We start from the raw sequence: 15,896 nt of genomic DNA on the forward strand, positions 1-15,896 counted from the left end.
TTTAAATAGCTAAGCAAAAAGCGCCCAGAAGGGCGCTTTTTTATGTCTTATAGCAACTTAGTTATTTAGAACAACTCTTCCTCTGTGGTGAGCTTTTCTTCAAATACGTCTGTTGGTTGATCGAGTACGTACTTGGTTGGTGCTGTTCCTTTGATAAAGTATTCAAAACGACTGGTATAGTCATTCTTATGGCTTAAAAGACCTGTTGCTAAGTCGATACGAACCGATACCAAACCTTCAGGAAACTCAATAGGTGCTTCTGGCATGCCATCGAGGGCAGCACGCATAAAGTCGACCCATGCAGGTTGCGCGGTTTTAGCACCCGATTCTGCACCAGAGATTTGTGACTTATCGAGGTTACTATTGTAGGTCGAACGGCCAAGGGCTTTTCCTGGGTTATCAAAACCAACCCATACCGAGGTCATCACATTGCGGTTAAAGCCACTGAACCAGGTATCAACCGAGTCATTGGTGGTACCTGTTTTACCTGCTAGATCACGGCGGTCAAGGGCCTGTGCACGCCAACCTGTACCACTCCAGCCTGTTTTGTGAGTCCAGCTACCACCACCCCAAATTGCGCTGTGCATAGCTTGCGAAATTAAGAATGCATTTTGCTTTGAAATGATACGCGGAGCACAACGTGGCGTGCTCACACTTTGTGCTTGATCCAATTGGTTATCATCTAATGATGCAAACTCTGGTGTAACAACTTGCTCTGGTTCATCACAGGCCAGTTCTGGCTCTGTTTTGAATAACACATTACCAGCAGAATCCTGAATTTCAGAAATAAAGTAAGGGGTAATTAAGTGGCCGCCATTGGCGAAAGTACTCATCCCGCGAGCTAGTTCAAGAGGAGTGATTGAGGCACTACCTAGGGCCAATGACTCGCTACGATTAATATCACTATTTAAAAAACCAAACTTAAGTAAGTGATCTGCAGTACGTTCAAGACCTACACCACGTAGTAAACGGACAGAAATTACGTTTTTCGATTGAGCGAGTGCACGGCGAATTCGGATAGGGCCATTATAAACCGCCGGGCTATTCTTAGGGCGCCATGCAACACCTTGGCTTTTATCCCATTGATTAATTGGTGCATCGTTAAGAATTGAAGCGAGTGTGTAGCCGTTTTCAAGTGCTGCTGAATAAATAAATGGCTTGATGTTTGAACCAACCTGGCGTTTTGCTTGAACTGCGCGATTGTATTGGCTTTGTTCAAAGCTGTAACCACCGACAATGGCTTTAATACGACCATCTTGTGGGTCAAGTGAAACAAGTGCGCTCGATGCTTCTGGCACTTGGCTAAGAATGTAGCTTTCATCTGCATTTTTACGCAGCCAAATTTGCGCTCCCGCTGATAAAATTTCAGTAGCCGTTTTTGGTGCGAAACTTTGACGGTAACGGGTAATATATTTGCGTGCCCATTTTAGACCATCCCACTCAACCGTCACTTGTTCGCCGCTTTTTAATAGCACATCAATTGATTGCTCAGCGACATTAGTTACAACACCAGCTAATAGTGGACCAAACTCTTTGACATCTTTTAATTTAGATAAGATCTCTTCTTGGTTAAGTGGACTTTCATTTTCGCTGTCCCATAACTGAGCCGTAGCACCACGGTAGCCATGACGCATGTCGTAAGCGTGTAGATTATCAACAATGGCATCTTGTGCAGCTTGCTGAATATTTGAATCAACACTGGTGTAAACTTTGAAACCAGTATTGTAAGCACGCTCATGACCATAGCGTTCAACCATTTCAGCACGCACCATCTCAGAGATATAAGGGGCGTACACTTCAATTTCTGCACCATGGAATTTAGCTGTAATTGGTGCATTGATAGCCTCTTCGTATTCACTCTGTGTAATATACTTTTCGGTATACATACGGCCTAGTACAACGTTGCGACGTGCCTTTGCGCGTACAGGGTTGCGAATAGGGTTAAGGGCTGAAGGAGCTTTAGGTAAGCCAGCGATCATCGCCATTTGCGCTAAAGTAAGCTCATTGAGGTCTTTGCCGTAGTAAACTTGTGCTGCTGCACCAATACCAAAAGCGCGGTTACCTAATTCAATTTTATTTAAATATAATTCGAGGATTTCGTCTTTACTTAATATACTTTCAATATGTAAAGCGATGAAGATCTCTTTGACCTTACGAATGTATGCTTTTTCTCTAGTTAAGAAGAAGTTACGGGCAAGCTGCATGGTTATAGTACTTGCGCCTTGTTTCTTTTCGCCTGTAGATATGAGTACAATGGCTGAACGTACGATACCAATTGGATCGATACCAATATGCTCGTAAAAACGGTTATCTTCTGTTGCTAAAATTGCATCGATTAATGGTTGGGGGATTTGGTCTATTGTAACGGGAATGCGGCGTTTTTCACCGAATTGGTTAATCAATAATCCATCACGTGAGAATACCTGCATAGGTGTCTGTAATTGAACGTCTTTTAGAACCTGTACGCTAGGAATATCAGGTTTAACGTAATAGTATAGACCAACTAAAGTGATTAGTCCTAAAAATGAGCAGATGATAATAAATTGTAAAGTTCGCTTTAATAAAATCACTTATATTTTCCCTAAATGGACTCCCAATTAGAATCGGAGACTGCTAGTATATATTGATTAAAAAATGAATAATATTTTTTCAGATAAAAATTATAACTTGTTTATTATTAAAACAAAGGCCAAGTTGCAAACATGCTAAGTCAGCTATTTAAAAAGCCTTCATCTATGATGGTAGGAATCGACATCGGATCGCACTGTATAAAAGCAGTGTTGTTGCAAGAGACAGACGCAGGTTTGCGGCTTGAAGCGTTAGCTATTGAACCTATGCCTAAAGGCGCTATGTCTGAGCGTTCTATTCAAGACATAGAAGCGATAGGTAATGTTATCGCTAAACTAAAAAGAAAAATTCCTAAATCAGTGCAAACCGCAGCAGTAGCTGTTTCAGGTCAAACTGTAATTACGAAAGTGATTTTTATGGATGTATCATTAACAGATGCTGAATTAGAGTCACAAATTGCCATCGAAGCTGATAGTTTAATCCCATATCCACTTGATGAAGTAAATATCGATTTTGAAAAACTTGCCATCAATGAAGCTGATCCAAGTAAAGTGAATGTTCTTCTCTCTGCTGCGCGAACTGAAAGTGTGCAAGCGCGAGTTGGTGCTCTTGAAACAGCCAACTTAAAAGCTGCGGTTGTCGATGTAGAAACTTATGCGCTAAGTCGAGCAATGGATGTGTATTATCAACAATTACCTAGTGATGCATACAATAAATGTGTCGCTGTGGTTGATATTGGTGCTGTGCTGATGCTGGTTAGCGTTGTACAAGAAGGTGAAACAATTTACACCCGTGACCAAGTATTTGGTGGCGACCAGTATACCAATAGCATTGTTGCGTATTACAACAAAAGCTTTGATGAAGCTGAAATTGGTAAAACAACGGGTGACTTACCACCAAATTATACCTTCGAAGTTTTAGCCCCATTCCAAACTTCATTATTACAACAAGTTCGTCGTGCAGTGCAGATGTTCTTAACAACCAGTGGTAAAGATCAAGTTGATTACATTGTCCTGACTGGCGGCACTGCTATGATCGAAGGCTTAGATAGGCTCCTAATTGAAGAGCTAGGCATTCACACTGTTGTTGCAGAGCCATTTGCTAACATTGAAATTTCGCCAAAGATTGATCGCAATATGTTGCAGCGTCACCGCACTCAATTTGCGATAGCCACAGGATTGGCATTAAGGAGCTTTTCATCATGCCACATATAAATCTGCTGCCTTGGCGCGAACAACAAAGAAAAGACTCACAAAATAAGTTCGTCACTGTGTTGTTTGGTGTTGTTGTTATTAGCTTCTTAAGTATGTATTTACTAAGTTCTTTTTATGGCGGATTACGCGATGGGCAAAATGTAAAAAATAACTTTTTGAATACAGAAATAGCTTTATTGAACCAACGTATTCGTGAAATTAACGAACTTGATAAGAAAAAAGAAAACTTACAACAGCGTATGCGTCTAATCGAAGAGCTACAAAGTAACCGTAACCTAGGTACACAAATCATGGATGAAGTCGCCAAGATTGTTCCTGCAGGGGTTTATTTAACGAAACTTGAACGTCGTGATGACCGCATTCATGTAATTGGTCGCAGTGAATCAAATAACCGTTTATCTACCATGCTGCGTCAAGTTCAGAGCTCATATTTATTAGAACGACCTATTATGCAAGGTATTGTCGCAGGTGAACAAACCTCAAGATTATTGAGTGACTTTAATATGGATTTTTACGTTAAACCATTTGATCAGATAGGTGAGGCACGCAATGAACCTTGATATCAAAGCGTTAACAGACATAGATTGGAATGAAATTGAGCTTGAAAACATGGGCGATTGGCCTATTGCTGTTAAAGCTCTGTGCTGTGCGTTTGTGGCTGCGCTGGTTTTATACTTTAGTTACAGCTTATTAGTTTCTGACGAAATCGCCAGTTATCACAGTGCTGTAGCCAAAGAAACCGAGCTACGCCAAACATATAAAGCAAAATATGCTATTGCGAGTAATTTAGAGATTTATCGCCAGCAAATGGTTGAGATGGAAGATAAGTTCTCGCAGCTATTAAAGCGCTTACCAACCTCGAACGAGACACCTGGTTTGTTAGACGACTTATCTTACGTTGGCACTACTAGTGGTTTGACGTTTTTGAAAATTGGCTGGTTACCTGAAGTGGAAAAAGAGTTTTATACAGAGCTGCCAATTAAAATAGAAGTCGTCGGGACGTACCATGAATTTGGTGAATTTGTTGGTAAAGTTGCTCAGTTACCGCGAATTGTAAGTTTGCATGACTTTACTATTCAAACTCTCGGCAATAATGAACTCACTTTTAGTGTTGTTGCTAAGACTTATCGTTATGAAGGGGGCACTAAAAAATGAAAAAGCTTCCCTTAATTATTGCCATGACACTTGTACTTAGCGCGTGCAATGATGATACTTCAGAACAAAAAGAGTTTATTGATCAAGTTAAAGCAAGTACAACACCTAAAGTTGAGCCGATTCCTGAGATCACTAAGTTCGAGCACTTTGCTTATAATGCCGGAAAATTACGTAGTCCATTTGTGGCGCCTAAACCGGAAATTATTCAGAGCAATTTAGTGCAAGTTAAAAACTGCTTACACCCAGATCCTGATCGTGTTCGTCAACCACTTGAAAAGTACCCGCTAGATAACCTTGTTATGCAAGGAACTATTGGCCGTGTTGGTAATACGTGGGCGCTGATAAAAGCTGCAGACGATACGCTTTATCGAGTTACTGTAGGTAATTATATTGGTTTGTATCATGGTGAAATTAAACAAGTGCACGACAATTATATAGAATTATTAGAATTAATCCCGGATGGGGCTGGTTGTTGGAAAGAGCGCCTGACTAAGCTAGAAATGTTAGAGGCGGAAACAAATGGTGCAAGTTAATCTTATGAAAGGTAAAAAGAAGATGCATAAAGGAATGGCTTGGTTAAAACACATGCATAAATTCATGTTAGCTGCATTAGCCTTAATTTTGACGCAGACAGCAATCGCTGCCCCTTTACTGTATGACGTACGTTATAACCCGCTAATGAAAGGCGAAACACAATTACAGCTAGTATTTGATGAAGCGCTAACATTTGAACCAAAAGTTCAGGTATATAACGCCCCAGCTCGTATTGAAATGCTTTTCAGCAATGTAGGTGTTGATAATGAAGTGCGTGATGTGCCAGTTAACCAAGCAGGTATCCAGCATGTAACCAGCACCTTGACCGCAGACGGTTTAAAAGTTGTTGTAACGTTAGATAAGCTAAAAATTTATAAAACAATGGCGAAAGACAATATCGTTACTTTGCATGTCTCAGATAACCCAATCACAACGGATGATTCAGCGGATGGACTGACAGCGTCTAGCAACTTTATTAATACAGTACAGTCGATTGATTTTCGCCGTGGTGAGAAAGGCGAAGCTCGCCTGTTAGTTTTTTTACAAGATACGCAAGCAGCAATTGATGTTCATGAGAGTGGCGGCAAAATTATTGCTGAGTTCCACCATACTGATATTTTAGACGACTTATTGTATCAATTAGATGTGATGGATTTTGGTACGGTTGTAAGTAACATCGAAACCTTCAAAGAAGGTAATATGACGCGCATTGTGGTTGAGCCAAATGCAGCGTTTAAGTTTACTCACCAACAAATTGAAAATATCTTTACGCTAACTGTTGAAAAAGATGATACACAGCGTGCCTACCTCGAAGGCGGTATTGAATATCAAGGTCGCCCAATGAGCCTTAATTTCCAAGATATTCCAATTCGCTCTGTGCTACAGATTATTGCAGGCTATAACGAGTTTAACTTAGTAACCAGTGACTCAGTTACAGGCAATATCACATTGCGTTTAGATGGTGTTCCTTGGGATCAGGCACTTGATGTTGTGCTTAAAATTAAAGGTCTAGATAAGCGCATGGACGGTACTATTTTGATGGTTGCACCATCAGAAGAACTTGCCGCACGTGAAGCAAAAGAGCTTAAGGCAAAACAGCAAGTTGAGGATTTAGAGCCACTTTACAGTGAATATATCCGCCTTAACTATGCTAAAGCAGAAGAGTTTGCTGACTTATTGAAAACAGACACCAACAGCATTATTTCTGCGCGAGGCAGTGTGTCTGTTGATAAACGTACTAATACCTTACTTATCAAAGATACAGCGAAAAGCATCGAAAGCGTGCGCCGTATGGTGGAAACCTTAGATATTCCTGTTAAGCAAGTGGTGATTGAGTCACGCATGGTAACAGTGAATGATAATGTGCAAGAAGACTTAGGGGTGCGCTGGGGTATCAGCGATGTAGGTAGCGACGGTGCTATCTCTGGCACATTAGAGGGCGCTGGTGGCATGTTTGGTGCTGGCTCTTACGATAATATCCCAAGTATTTCTGACCGCTTAAATGTTAACTTACCGGTTTCTAGCCCAGCGGGTAGTATTGGTGTTCAAGTAGCTAAATTAGCTAACGGCACAATATTAGATTTAGAGTTAAGTGCCCTTGAAGAAGAAAACCGTGGTGAGATTATCGCAAGTCCTCGTATTACGACGGCTAACCAACAAAAAGCCCGTATTGAGCAAGGTACTGAGATCCCTTACGTTGAAGCAGCATCAAGTGGTGCAACGACAGTAACCTTCAAAAAAGCAGTATTGAGCTTAGAAGTAACGCCACATATCACCCCTGATAACAAAGTGATTTTAGATCTCGTTATCACGCAAGACACGCGTGGTGATACAGTACAAACACCAACAGGTTCTGCTGTAGCAATTAATACCCAAGAAATTCAAACTCAGGTATTAGTAGAAAACGGCCAAACTGTGGTGCTTGGTGGTATCTTCCAACAGCAAATCGTTAACTCAACTAAGAAAGTACCTCTGTTAGGCGATATTCCTTACTTAGGCGTATTGTTCAAAAGTACGAGTGAATTTAACGAGAAGAAAGAGCTGTTAATCTTTGTAACACCAAAAATTCAAATCGATTAAGTGATTTTTTCTTAAGCAACGAGCAATTAGCATGTTTAATTGCTCGTTATCTAGCTTTTTATGCTAATTGACTTGAAATACCCAAGCAATTACTGAGATAATCCCCTCCTTAATTTTGGGGCCAGGTCGTTAGGCGGGGTTTTATTTCAAATTTTAGAGTTCGTTTGTACTAAAAAGATATGGCTGAGAAACGTAATATATTTCTAGTGGGCCCTATGGGGGCTGGCAAAAGCACAATTGGTCGTCACATTGCTGACCAATTACACCTTGAATTTTTCGATTCAGATCAAGAGATCGAGCGTCGTACTGGAGCAGACATTGCTTGGGTATTCGATCTTGAGGGTGAAGAGGGCTTTCGACTTCGTGAAGAAACTGTAATTTCAGACCTAACTGAGATGCAAGGTATTGTTCTTGCTACTGGTGGTGGTTCTGTGATCAGTAAAGAAGTGCGTAACAAGCTATCTGCTCGCGGTATTGTTGTATACCTAGAGACACCAATCGAAAAGCAAGTTGCACGCACGCAGCGCGACAAGCGTCGCCCATTATTGCAAACAGAAGAAGCACCGCGTGATGTATTAGAACGCTTAGCTGAAGAACGCGAACCGTTATACAAAGAAGTTGCTGATTTTGTTGTCCGCACTGATGAGCAAAGCGCGAAAGTTGTTGCTAATCAAATCATCGAGAAATTAGATTTTTAAAAACCAATAATAAAAAGGAAACTAGCTATGCTTGAATTAACAGTTAATTTGGACGAGCGAAGTTATCCTATTTATATTGGTCAATCTGCTCTTAAAGATACTGGTCGGCTACGCGAGCACATCGGCGATTGTCGACCTATCATTATCACCAACGACACCATTGCACCTTTATATCTTGATGATGTAATGACGTCTTTGGCTGATCTTAACCCGTTATCTTTTACCATCCCTGATGGCGAACAATATAAATCACTTGAGTGGTTTGAAAAGATATCGGCGTTCTTACTTGAACATAACTGTGGTCGTGATACTTGCCTTATTGCCTTAGGTGGCGGTGTAGTGGGTGATCTAACGGGTTTTGTTGCTGCATGTTATCAGCGTGGCGTGCCTTTTATTCAAGTACCAACTACCTTGCTTTCGCAAGTGGATTCATCGGTTGGTGGCAAAACGGCAGTAAACCATCCACTTGGTAAAAACATGATTGGTGCGTTTTACCAACCACAAGCAGTATTTATCGATACGCAATCACTTCATACTTTACCTGAGCGTGAATTCGCAGCAGGTATGGCTGAAGTAATTAAATACGGCCTCATTTACGACACAGAGCTATTTGCTTACCTAGAGCAAAATATCGCTAATCTTAAATCACTTGATGAGCAAACATTGCAGCATGTGATTTACCGTTGTTGTGAAATCAAAGCCTTGATTGTTGCGCAAGATGAAAAAGAAGCAGGTCTACGCGCCTTACTTAACCTAGGGCATACCTTTGGTCATGCTATCGAAGCACAAATGGGTTACGGTAACTGGCTACACGGCGAAGCCGTTGCGGCAGGTATGGTGCTGGCAGCACGCCTTGCACATACCCGTGATGACTTAACTACTGCAGAAGTTGAACGCATTGTTAAATTGATTGCTGAGTATGATTTACCAGTCGATATTCCGGCAGAAATGACAAGCGAGCAGTTTTTAACGCACATGCGTAAAGATAAGAAAAACAAAAAAGGTACGATTCGCTTTATTCTACCTACTCAATTTGGTCAATGTGCGCTGGTAAGTGATGTTACTGATCAGCAGGTTTGTGATTTAATAGCGCGCTAATGCAATCGCAAATATTGCCTAGCCGTGCTGCGCTAGTTGATCGAATCGCTCTGCAGTTTGAATATGGGCAAAATCTAATTTGCTTACTTGGCCCGTCAGGCCTTGGTAAAAGCTATTTATTAGAAACCTTCATTACTGATAAATACCTCGACTTTAATAAAGCGTTTGTTCAGTTGTCTGGAAAAATGACCGACCAACAGTTTATGACTGAACTGTTAGAACAAAGCTTTAGCAATCCGCTAATTGATCATTCTTTAAGTTTGTCTGAAAACTTCTATCAACTCTATAAGCAACAGCCTTGTGGTGATTGTTTATGGGTGATTGATGGAGGGCGTCATTTATCTGAAGAGTTAATTCAGCAATTAGAAATTCTTGCTAAGCAAGGCCCAAGCACGTTATACATATTGATTGCATCACAATCGGTCGGCCAGTTTAGCCAAGCGGTCGAAATTCATCTTGAAGCGCTTAACTTGAGCGAAAGTAAGCAACTTATGCGTTGGTTTTTCGATAACCTACCTGTTGAAGAAGACCCAGTTTTTCGCACATTTTTACAAGAAGCGCATGGTAACCCTGCCTTATTGCTAGCTTGGGAGCCTGAACAGCAAACTGCGGATATTCGTACACCCGAGAAAAGCTATAAACTGCTTTATTTAATTTTGCTCTTAATCACAACCATGCTGTTGATCATTGGCTTTTTATATAAAGCTGATATGACCGAGTGGTGGAAAGCACATTACCAACAAGATACAACAAGCTCTGTGGCAACAGCACTGCCTGCAGAAGCAGTAATAAATAGTCCTGTAGCAAGCAAAGAGCCAGTTCTAGAACAATCTCAAGATGAGCTTCAAGCCCAGCAGCCAGTTGCTATTAATGACAACACGACTCAGGCAGCCGAGATGCCAGTTGATGGCTCTGACAGTAAAGACCATGACAATGAAAGTCATTACAATAACGTGGCTGCGATTGTTGATAGCCTTTTGCCAGCAGAGCCAATAGCACAAGAGACTGAGCAACCAATGGCAGATGAAGTTGTAGCAGCCATCATCAGTGATGCTGAGTCTGCAATTGAAGCAGAGCAGCCACTAGTTGGGAATGCATGGTATTTGTCTCAGCCAGACGACAATTTTGTAATCCAATTACTAGCGGTCACTAAGCAAGAGATCAGTGATAAGTTTATTAATGAAAATGGCTTGCAAGGGCAGGTAAATACTTACCAAAGCTTACGGAGCGGTAAGCTTTGGTGGATTGTCACTTATGGCAGTTATGCCACACTGAATGAGGCTAAGAAGGGCGTAACAACACTTTCTGATAATGTGCGTAAAAATCAGCCGTTTTATAAAAAAATAAGTAAAATTAAACAAGAAATCGCTTCACTAAATCAGTAAATTAAAACTGATTAGTGTAAAATCGCGCAACACCGAATTGAAGTTAAGAGCAGATGCAGCAAAAGACCAGAGCCTTCCTTAAATGGGCGGGTGGAAAATACAGCCTAGTTGAAGATATTCGTACCCGCTTAAAGCAAGCGAGTATGGATGCTGACACCTTAGTTGAACCTTTCGTTGGTGCTGGCTCTGTATTCCTCAATACTGATTTTAAGCATTATATTTTAAATGATATTAATGCGGATCTGATCAACCTGTACACCGAGCTAAAGCGAACGCCTGACGAATTTATTAGCGATGCAAAAAAACTATTTGTAGAGCTCAATAACCATCCTGAAGCCTATTATGAGTACCGTGTTCAGTTTAATCAGAGCAGCGATGTGTATGAGCGCGCAATTTTATTCTTATACATGAATCGTCATGGTTATAACGGTCTGTGCCGCTACAATCTTAAAGGTATTTTTAACGTTCCTTTTGGTAAATATAAGCGCCCGTATTTTCCTGAAAAAGAAATGCACTTCTTTGCTGAAAAAGCTCAGCAAGCAACCTTTACGTGTTTAGGTTATGACGAGGTCTTTAAGCTTATTCCTAATAATGCGGTAGTGTATTGCGATCCACCTTATGTGCCTTTGAGTAAAACAGCATCATTTACTTCTTACGCTAAAGGCGGTTTCAATTTAGATGATCAAGCTAACTTGGCGAATTTAGCTGAGCAAGCAGCATTCGAAAATAACACGCCGGTACTTATTTCTAACCACGATACGGTGTGGACTCGTAAGATCTACAGCCAAGCATCACTGGATGAAATTCAGGTAAAACGCACGATTAGCCCGAAGGGCGGTTCACGCAATAAAGTGAATGAGCTAATGGCTATGTATTTAGCACCAAAGAAACGGTGAAATAAATCGCTGCGACAAACAGGCTGAATAAAACGAGGGCAATGACGATAATAGTACTGAGCGAATGCTCTTTAAAGTCAGCTTGACGCTTATTTTCTGATTGCACACCAAAAAATGCCGCAAAGACACTTTGTAATGCACTAATGAATTTGTTCATGCGATTTAGAACTTAGAACCTAAACCGCTAACTTTCTTTGACTCTTCACTACTTGTTAATAACTCAAGTAAATCAAGATAATGGAACTGAGCGCTGCGGCTATCACCCGTTAACCAAGAAAACCATCCTGTTTCTTGTTCTGCTTTCATACATTGAGCAGAAGATGATGATACATTAAGCGTATTGCATGAGCAGCCAGACGCCGCTGCTAAAAAGTCGTCTTCATCAGCAGATGAAAAAGATACAAACGCAGCAACCGTAAGTGCGGACGCGATTAAGATCCCTATTTTAAAAGCACGCATGAGAATAACCCTTGTTTGTGTTATTTAGACAAGCATACATAACAATTGCTCAAATAACAAACTTAATTACGGCTGAATTAAATAAAAATTTAATAAAATTAGTCTTTTAAAGTAAATTTTATGTTTATATTTTGTTTCATTTAAATGCATTTATGCAAGCAGCTGAATAGAACGATTGTTCAATTTTTGATTAAATTTACATTAATTCAATAAGCTAAAAGGATTAGCCTTGAGTAATAGCGTTTTAACAGTTAGCTGTGGTGTTTTAATCAGCTGTCGATTGGGTTACATTATGCGCTCTTCTTGCAGTCGCAAATTATGATGGAATCTCTCATGTTGGAAACATTACAAAAGTATTTAATAGCCCCTTCTATTTTATCAGCTGACTTTGCCCGTTTAGGTGAAGATGTTGATCGTGTACTCTCAAGTGGGGCAGATGTTGTACATTTTGATGTGATGGATAACCATTATGTGCCAAACCTAACCTTTGGCTCAATGATTTGTAAAGCACTGCGCGATTACGGTATTACAGCCCCGATAGATGTGCATCTTATGGTTAAGCCTGTCGATCGCCTAATTCCCGACTTTGCTGAAGCAGGCGCTTCTATTATTAGCTTTCATCCAGAAGCTAGCGAGCATATTGACCGTACCTTGCAACTTATAAAAGACAGTGGTTGCCAAGCAGGGCTTGTATTTAATCCTGCAACCAGCCTTAGCTACCTTGAGCACGTGCTCGATAAAGTTGATGTAGTGCTATTAATGTCGGTTAACCCTGGCTTTGGCGGCCAAAGCTTTATTCCTCATACCCTCGAAAAGCTTCGTCAAGCGCGAAAAATTATTGATGACTCAGGTCGCAATATTCGTTTAGAAGTTGATGGTGGCGTTGGTGTTGATAACATTGCTGAAATTGCAGAAGCGGGCGCTGATATGTTTGTTTCAGGCTCAGCGATTTTCAATCAACCAGATTACAAAGCAGTTATCGATGCGATGCGCAGCGAGCTTGCAAAGGTTGAGTCATGAAATACGATGCGGCATTTTTCGATTTAGATGGCACCTTAGTCGACAGTGTTTATGATTTATACATTGCGATGAATCTGACTCTAACTGACCTCGCATTTCCGGTTGTTACACAAAAGCTAGTTGAGAGCTGGGTAGGTAATGGCATAGAAACACTTGTAAAGCGTGGTTTAAGTGGCGATATGCAAATCAGTGAGCATTTAGATGAAGCCCTTACTGAGCGTGCAATTAATTTGTTTTATCAGCACTATGACCAAGTTGTAGGTGACTACAGTGCGCTTTATCAACATGTAGAAACTGGGCTTGCTGCACTTGCTGGTATTCCTAAAGTGGTGATCACCAATAAGGCACGTCGTTTTACCGAAAAGTTACTTGATAAGCTTTCACTGACTAGTCATTTTCAGTTGATTGTATGTGGTGATGATATGGCAAAGAAACCATCACCTGAGCCTTTACTATTTGCTTGTCAGCAATTAGATGTCAGCCCAGCCAAAGCGGTTATGATAGGCGACTCAAAAAGTGATATTTTGGCTGCAAAAGCTGCTAAGGTTGACGTTGTCGCACTCAGTTATGGCTATAACCAAGGTGAAAACCTCGCTGATTTCAATCCAGAGTACCTCTGCGAGAATTTCTTAGATATAATACCCGTTCTTACCCAAAGGTAAGTGCATTTTAATTTCGTCTTTTTAGTTTAGTAAAAATATAAAGGAACATCATGAGTAAACCAGTAGTGTTAAGTGGCATTCAGCCAACCGGTGGTATGACAATAGGCAACTATGTTGGCGCTATTAACCAGTGGCTTAAGCTACAGGAAGACCACGAAAGTTTCTTTATGTTAGTAGATTTACACGCCATTACTGTACGCCAAGATCCTGAGCAGCTACGCTCGCGCGTGCTGGACGGTATTGCGCTTTATGCTGCATGTGGTATCGACCCAGAAAAAGCTGCGTTATTTGTACAATCTCAAGTGCCAGAACATGCACAGCTTAGTTGGGTGTTAAACTGTTACGCGCAAATGGGTGAGCTTAACCGTATGACGCAGTTTAAAGATAAGTCTTCTAAGCATGCGAATAACGTGAATGTGGGCTTGTTCTCTTACCCTGTACTGCAAGCTGCAGACATCTTGTTATACCAAGCAGATCAAGTGCCAGTGGGTGAAGATCAAAAGCAACACCTTGAATTGACACGTGATATCGCAACACGTTTTAACAACCTATACGGTGACGTGTTCAAATTACCTGAGCCTTACATTCCTGAGTTTGGCGCGCGTGTAATGAGCTTACAAGATCCGCTCAAGAAAATGTCTAAATCAGATGAAAATCCAAACGGTTACATCATGTTATTAGATGAGCCGAAGAAGATTGAAAAGAAACTGAAGAAAGCAGTAACCGATTCAGACGAGCAAGCTCGTATCTACTTTGATCGTGAAGAAAAACCAGGTGTATCAAACCTACTTACTTTATTATCAGTCGCAACTAAGCGCTCAATTGAAGACTTAGTGCCTGAATATGAAGACAAAATGTATGGTCACCTGAAAAAAGACACTGCAGCAGCGGTCGTTAATATGATTGAGCCAATCCAAGCGCGCTTTAAAGAAATTCGCGAAGATCAGTCACTACTTGATAGCATTATGAAGTCAGGTGCTGAAAAGGCGAGTATTCGCGCTGAAAAAACATTAAAAGCAGTCTACGATGCGGTAGGTTTTATTCCTCGCCCGTAAGCTTGCACAAATTATTGAAATAAAAAATACCGCTATAAAGCGGTATTTTTTTATTAAAAACTCAGCACAATTAAAACAGTAAACAAGCAGATAAGTGCGGCAGCGGTTTTGTCTGTTTTTTCCATTTTTTTACTCCTCATCAGCGCTCAACTGTGCAATCACGTAGCCTTTACTTTCTAACAAGGCTAATAGGCTATCTTCACCGGCCAAATGAGCAGCGCCAACAAGTACCAACTCTTTTTGCTGATCAGTAAAGTAATCCTCAATATGATTAAGCCAATTCAAATTACGTTGCTTAATGAGTATTTGGTAGGTGAGGGGATCATGTTGTTTTAATGGCATGATAGTTAGCTCATTCATTGCGTGCATATCGCCATTGCGCCATGCATCAAGCATTGCACTGTAAAGCGCTTGGTAACTTGATACTTGAGCTAACTGTGACTGAATAAAGGCATCTTCGTCTTGGCTGCCTAATTGCTTAAAAAGGTGTAATTGAAATGCCAAGGTTTCGAGGAAAGCTAATTCTTTGCTGTCTTGTTTGGCTCGCTTTGCGAAATAGCTATCAACACCTTCACCGAAAAGCTGTTGCTTTTGTAGTTCTAGCGACATCATCAGCAAGCTCACCATAAAAGGGCGAAAGCTGTCGAGTTCGCTAAGTTGCATATCGTATTGAGTAAGCTGTGCTTCTAATTGTTTTTTTACTGTTGCAGAGAGCTTACTACTTAATGTTTCACCGGTTTCGTAACTCAGTGCTTTAAGCATAGTAAGTTGTGCTGAGCTATTACTTGGCGCTGGCATATCGGCTTCAAGTACTAGGGTATCGGCTTGTTTATATGCTTGATTAAATTCGGCCGGTAGCGGTAGTTCCTTGGGCGGTAAAACATGAATTGACCCCGCAATGTATATAAATTCATCACCTTTACTTACCTGCCAAACGGCACTTTTTGCATTACAAATACTCGTTGTTAACAAGCATGATGCAGCAATTGTTGAGAGCAGTAATTGAGTTAGTTGTTTCATTCTTTTAGCCTGTTAATTGAAAAAGCTTGCCCAATGTTCTGGGCAAGCAGGGC

General features: G+C 40.9%; 16 protein-coding genes. 12 read left to right on the top strand and 4 right to left on the bottom strand.

Annotated features, from left to right (window positions below):
• Positions 1 to 65: 65 nt before the first annotated feature.
• Positions 66 to 2,570 carry a penicillin-binding protein 1A gene (locus tag VRK28_RS07440; RefSeq protein ID WP_063528766.1) on the bottom strand — a complete coding sequence of 835 codons (2,505 nt, stop codon included), beginning with the start codon at positions 2,568 to 2,570 and terminating at the stop codon, positions 66 to 68.
• A 132-nt stretch (positions 2,571 to 2,702) separates the two neighbouring features.
• Here VRK28_RS07440 and VRK28_RS07445 point away from each other — a divergent pair, with 132 nt between their 5' ends.
• The 9 genes from VRK28_RS07445 (at position 2,703) to VRK28_RS07485 (ending at position 11,627) form a co-directional block, all read left to right on the top strand.
• The gene (locus VRK28_RS07445) at positions 2,703 to 3,782 is read left to right on the top strand and encodes a pilus assembly protein PilM (protein WP_054563334.1); all 1,080 of its coding nucleotides are present in this window, start codon (positions 2,703 to 2,705) and stop codon (positions 3,780 to 3,782) included.
• The gene (locus VRK28_RS07450) at positions 3,770 to 4,342 is read left to right on the top strand and encodes a PilN domain-containing protein (protein ID WP_055021382.1); all 573 of its coding nucleotides are present in this window, start codon (positions 3,770 to 3,772) and stop codon (positions 4,340 to 4,342) included. Before VRK28_RS07445 ends, VRK28_RS07450 begins: the two co-directional genes overlap by 13 nt.
• Complete coding sequence (locus tag VRK28_RS07455) at positions 4,332 to 4,937, top strand: type 4a pilus biogenesis protein PilO (protein WP_054563336.1); 606 nt, start codon at positions 4,332 to 4,334, stop codon at positions 4,935 to 4,937. The genes VRK28_RS07450 and VRK28_RS07455 overlap by 11 nt, the downstream gene beginning before the upstream one ends.
• Positions 4,934 to 5,470 (top strand): pilus assembly protein PilP, encoded by a 537-nt coding sequence (locus tag VRK28_RS07460; RefSeq protein ID WP_054563337.1) that lies wholly within the window; start codon positions 4,934 to 4,936, stop codon positions 5,468 to 5,470. Before VRK28_RS07455 ends, VRK28_RS07460 begins: the two co-directional genes overlap by 4 nt.
• On the top strand, positions 5,457 to 7,550 hold the full coding sequence (locus tag VRK28_RS07465) for a type IV pilus secretin PilQ (RefSeq protein WP_332393664.1): 2,094 nt from the start codon (positions 5,457 to 5,459) through the stop codon (positions 7,548 to 7,550). The genes VRK28_RS07460 and VRK28_RS07465 overlap by 14 nt, the downstream gene beginning before the upstream one ends.
• Before the next feature lie 179 nt (positions 7,551 to 7,729).
• The gene (aroK, locus tag VRK28_RS07470; RefSeq protein ID WP_036973192.1) at positions 7,730 to 8,248 is read left to right on the top strand and encodes a shikimate kinase AroK; all 519 of its coding nucleotides are present in this window, start codon (positions 7,730 to 7,732) and stop codon (positions 8,246 to 8,248) included.
• A 27-nt stretch (positions 8,249 to 8,275) separates the two neighbouring features.
• On the top strand, positions 8,276 to 9,346 hold the full coding sequence (aroB, locus tag VRK28_RS07475; protein WP_332393665.1) for a 3-dehydroquinate synthase: 1,071 nt from the start codon (positions 8,276 to 8,278) through the stop codon (positions 9,344 to 9,346).
• On the top strand, positions 9,346 to 10,731 hold the full coding sequence (locus VRK28_RS07480; RefSeq protein ID WP_332393666.1) for an SPOR domain-containing protein: 1,386 nt from the start codon (positions 9,346 to 9,348) through the stop codon (positions 10,729 to 10,731). Before aroB ends, VRK28_RS07480 begins: the two co-directional genes overlap by 1 nt.
• 53 nt (positions 10,732 to 10,784) lie before the next feature.
• Positions 10,785 to 11,627, top strand: a complete 843-nt coding sequence (locus tag VRK28_RS07485; RefSeq protein WP_054563340.1) for a Dam family site-specific DNA-(adenine-N6)-methyltransferase — start codon at positions 10,785 to 10,787, stop codon at positions 11,625 to 11,627.
• Here VRK28_RS07485 and VRK28_RS07490 read toward each other — a convergent pair.
• The gene (locus VRK28_RS07490) at positions 11,599 to 11,784 is read right to left on the bottom strand and encodes a DUF2970 domain-containing protein (protein ID WP_054563341.1); all 186 of its coding nucleotides are present in this window, start codon (positions 11,782 to 11,784) and stop codon (positions 11,599 to 11,601) included. The genes VRK28_RS07485 and VRK28_RS07490 overlap by 29 nt on opposite strands.
• Positions 11,785 to 11,789: 5 nt before the next feature.
• Positions 11,790 to 12,086 carry a hypothetical protein gene (locus tag VRK28_RS07495; RefSeq protein ID WP_062565999.1) on the bottom strand — a complete coding sequence of 99 codons (297 nt, stop codon included), beginning with the start codon at positions 12,084 to 12,086 and terminating at the stop codon, positions 11,790 to 11,792.
• Positions 12,087 to 12,419: 333 nt separating this feature from the next.
• On the opposite strand from VRK28_RS07495, the gene rpe reads away from it, so the two are divergent.
• From rpe to trpS, 3 genes are read left to right on the top strand one after another with little or no spacing between them, the layout of a single operon-like run.
• Complete coding sequence (rpe, locus tag VRK28_RS07500; protein ID WP_332393667.1) at positions 12,420 to 13,106, top strand: ribulose-phosphate 3-epimerase; 687 nt, start codon at positions 12,420 to 12,422, stop codon at positions 13,104 to 13,106.
• On the top strand, positions 13,103 to 13,768 hold the full coding sequence (locus VRK28_RS07505) for a phosphoglycolate phosphatase (protein ID WP_062565998.1): 666 nt from the start codon (positions 13,103 to 13,105) through the stop codon (positions 13,766 to 13,768). Before rpe ends, VRK28_RS07505 begins: the two co-directional genes overlap by 4 nt.
• Positions 13,769 to 13,818: 50 nt before the next feature.
• On the top strand, positions 13,819 to 14,823 hold the full coding sequence (trpS, locus tag VRK28_RS07510) for a tryptophan--tRNA ligase (RefSeq protein ID WP_054552798.1): 1,005 nt from the start codon (positions 13,819 to 13,821) through the stop codon (positions 14,821 to 14,823).
• Between the two features lie 129 nt (positions 14,824 to 14,952).
• Here trpS and VRK28_RS07515 read toward each other — a convergent pair whose 3' ends face one another.
• A complete protein-coding gene (locus VRK28_RS07515; RefSeq protein ID WP_062565997.1) occupies positions 14,953 to 15,843 on the bottom strand; it encodes a TraB/GumN family protein in 891 nt (296 codons plus the stop codon).
• Positions 15,844 to 15,896: the final 53 nt, after the last annotated feature.

It is taken from the genome of Pseudoalteromonas sp. P80D2 (assembly GCF_036680945.1).
GTDB lineage: Bacteria > Pseudomonadota > Gammaproteobacteria > Enterobacterales > Alteromonadaceae > Pseudoalteromonas > Pseudoalteromonas shioyasakiensis.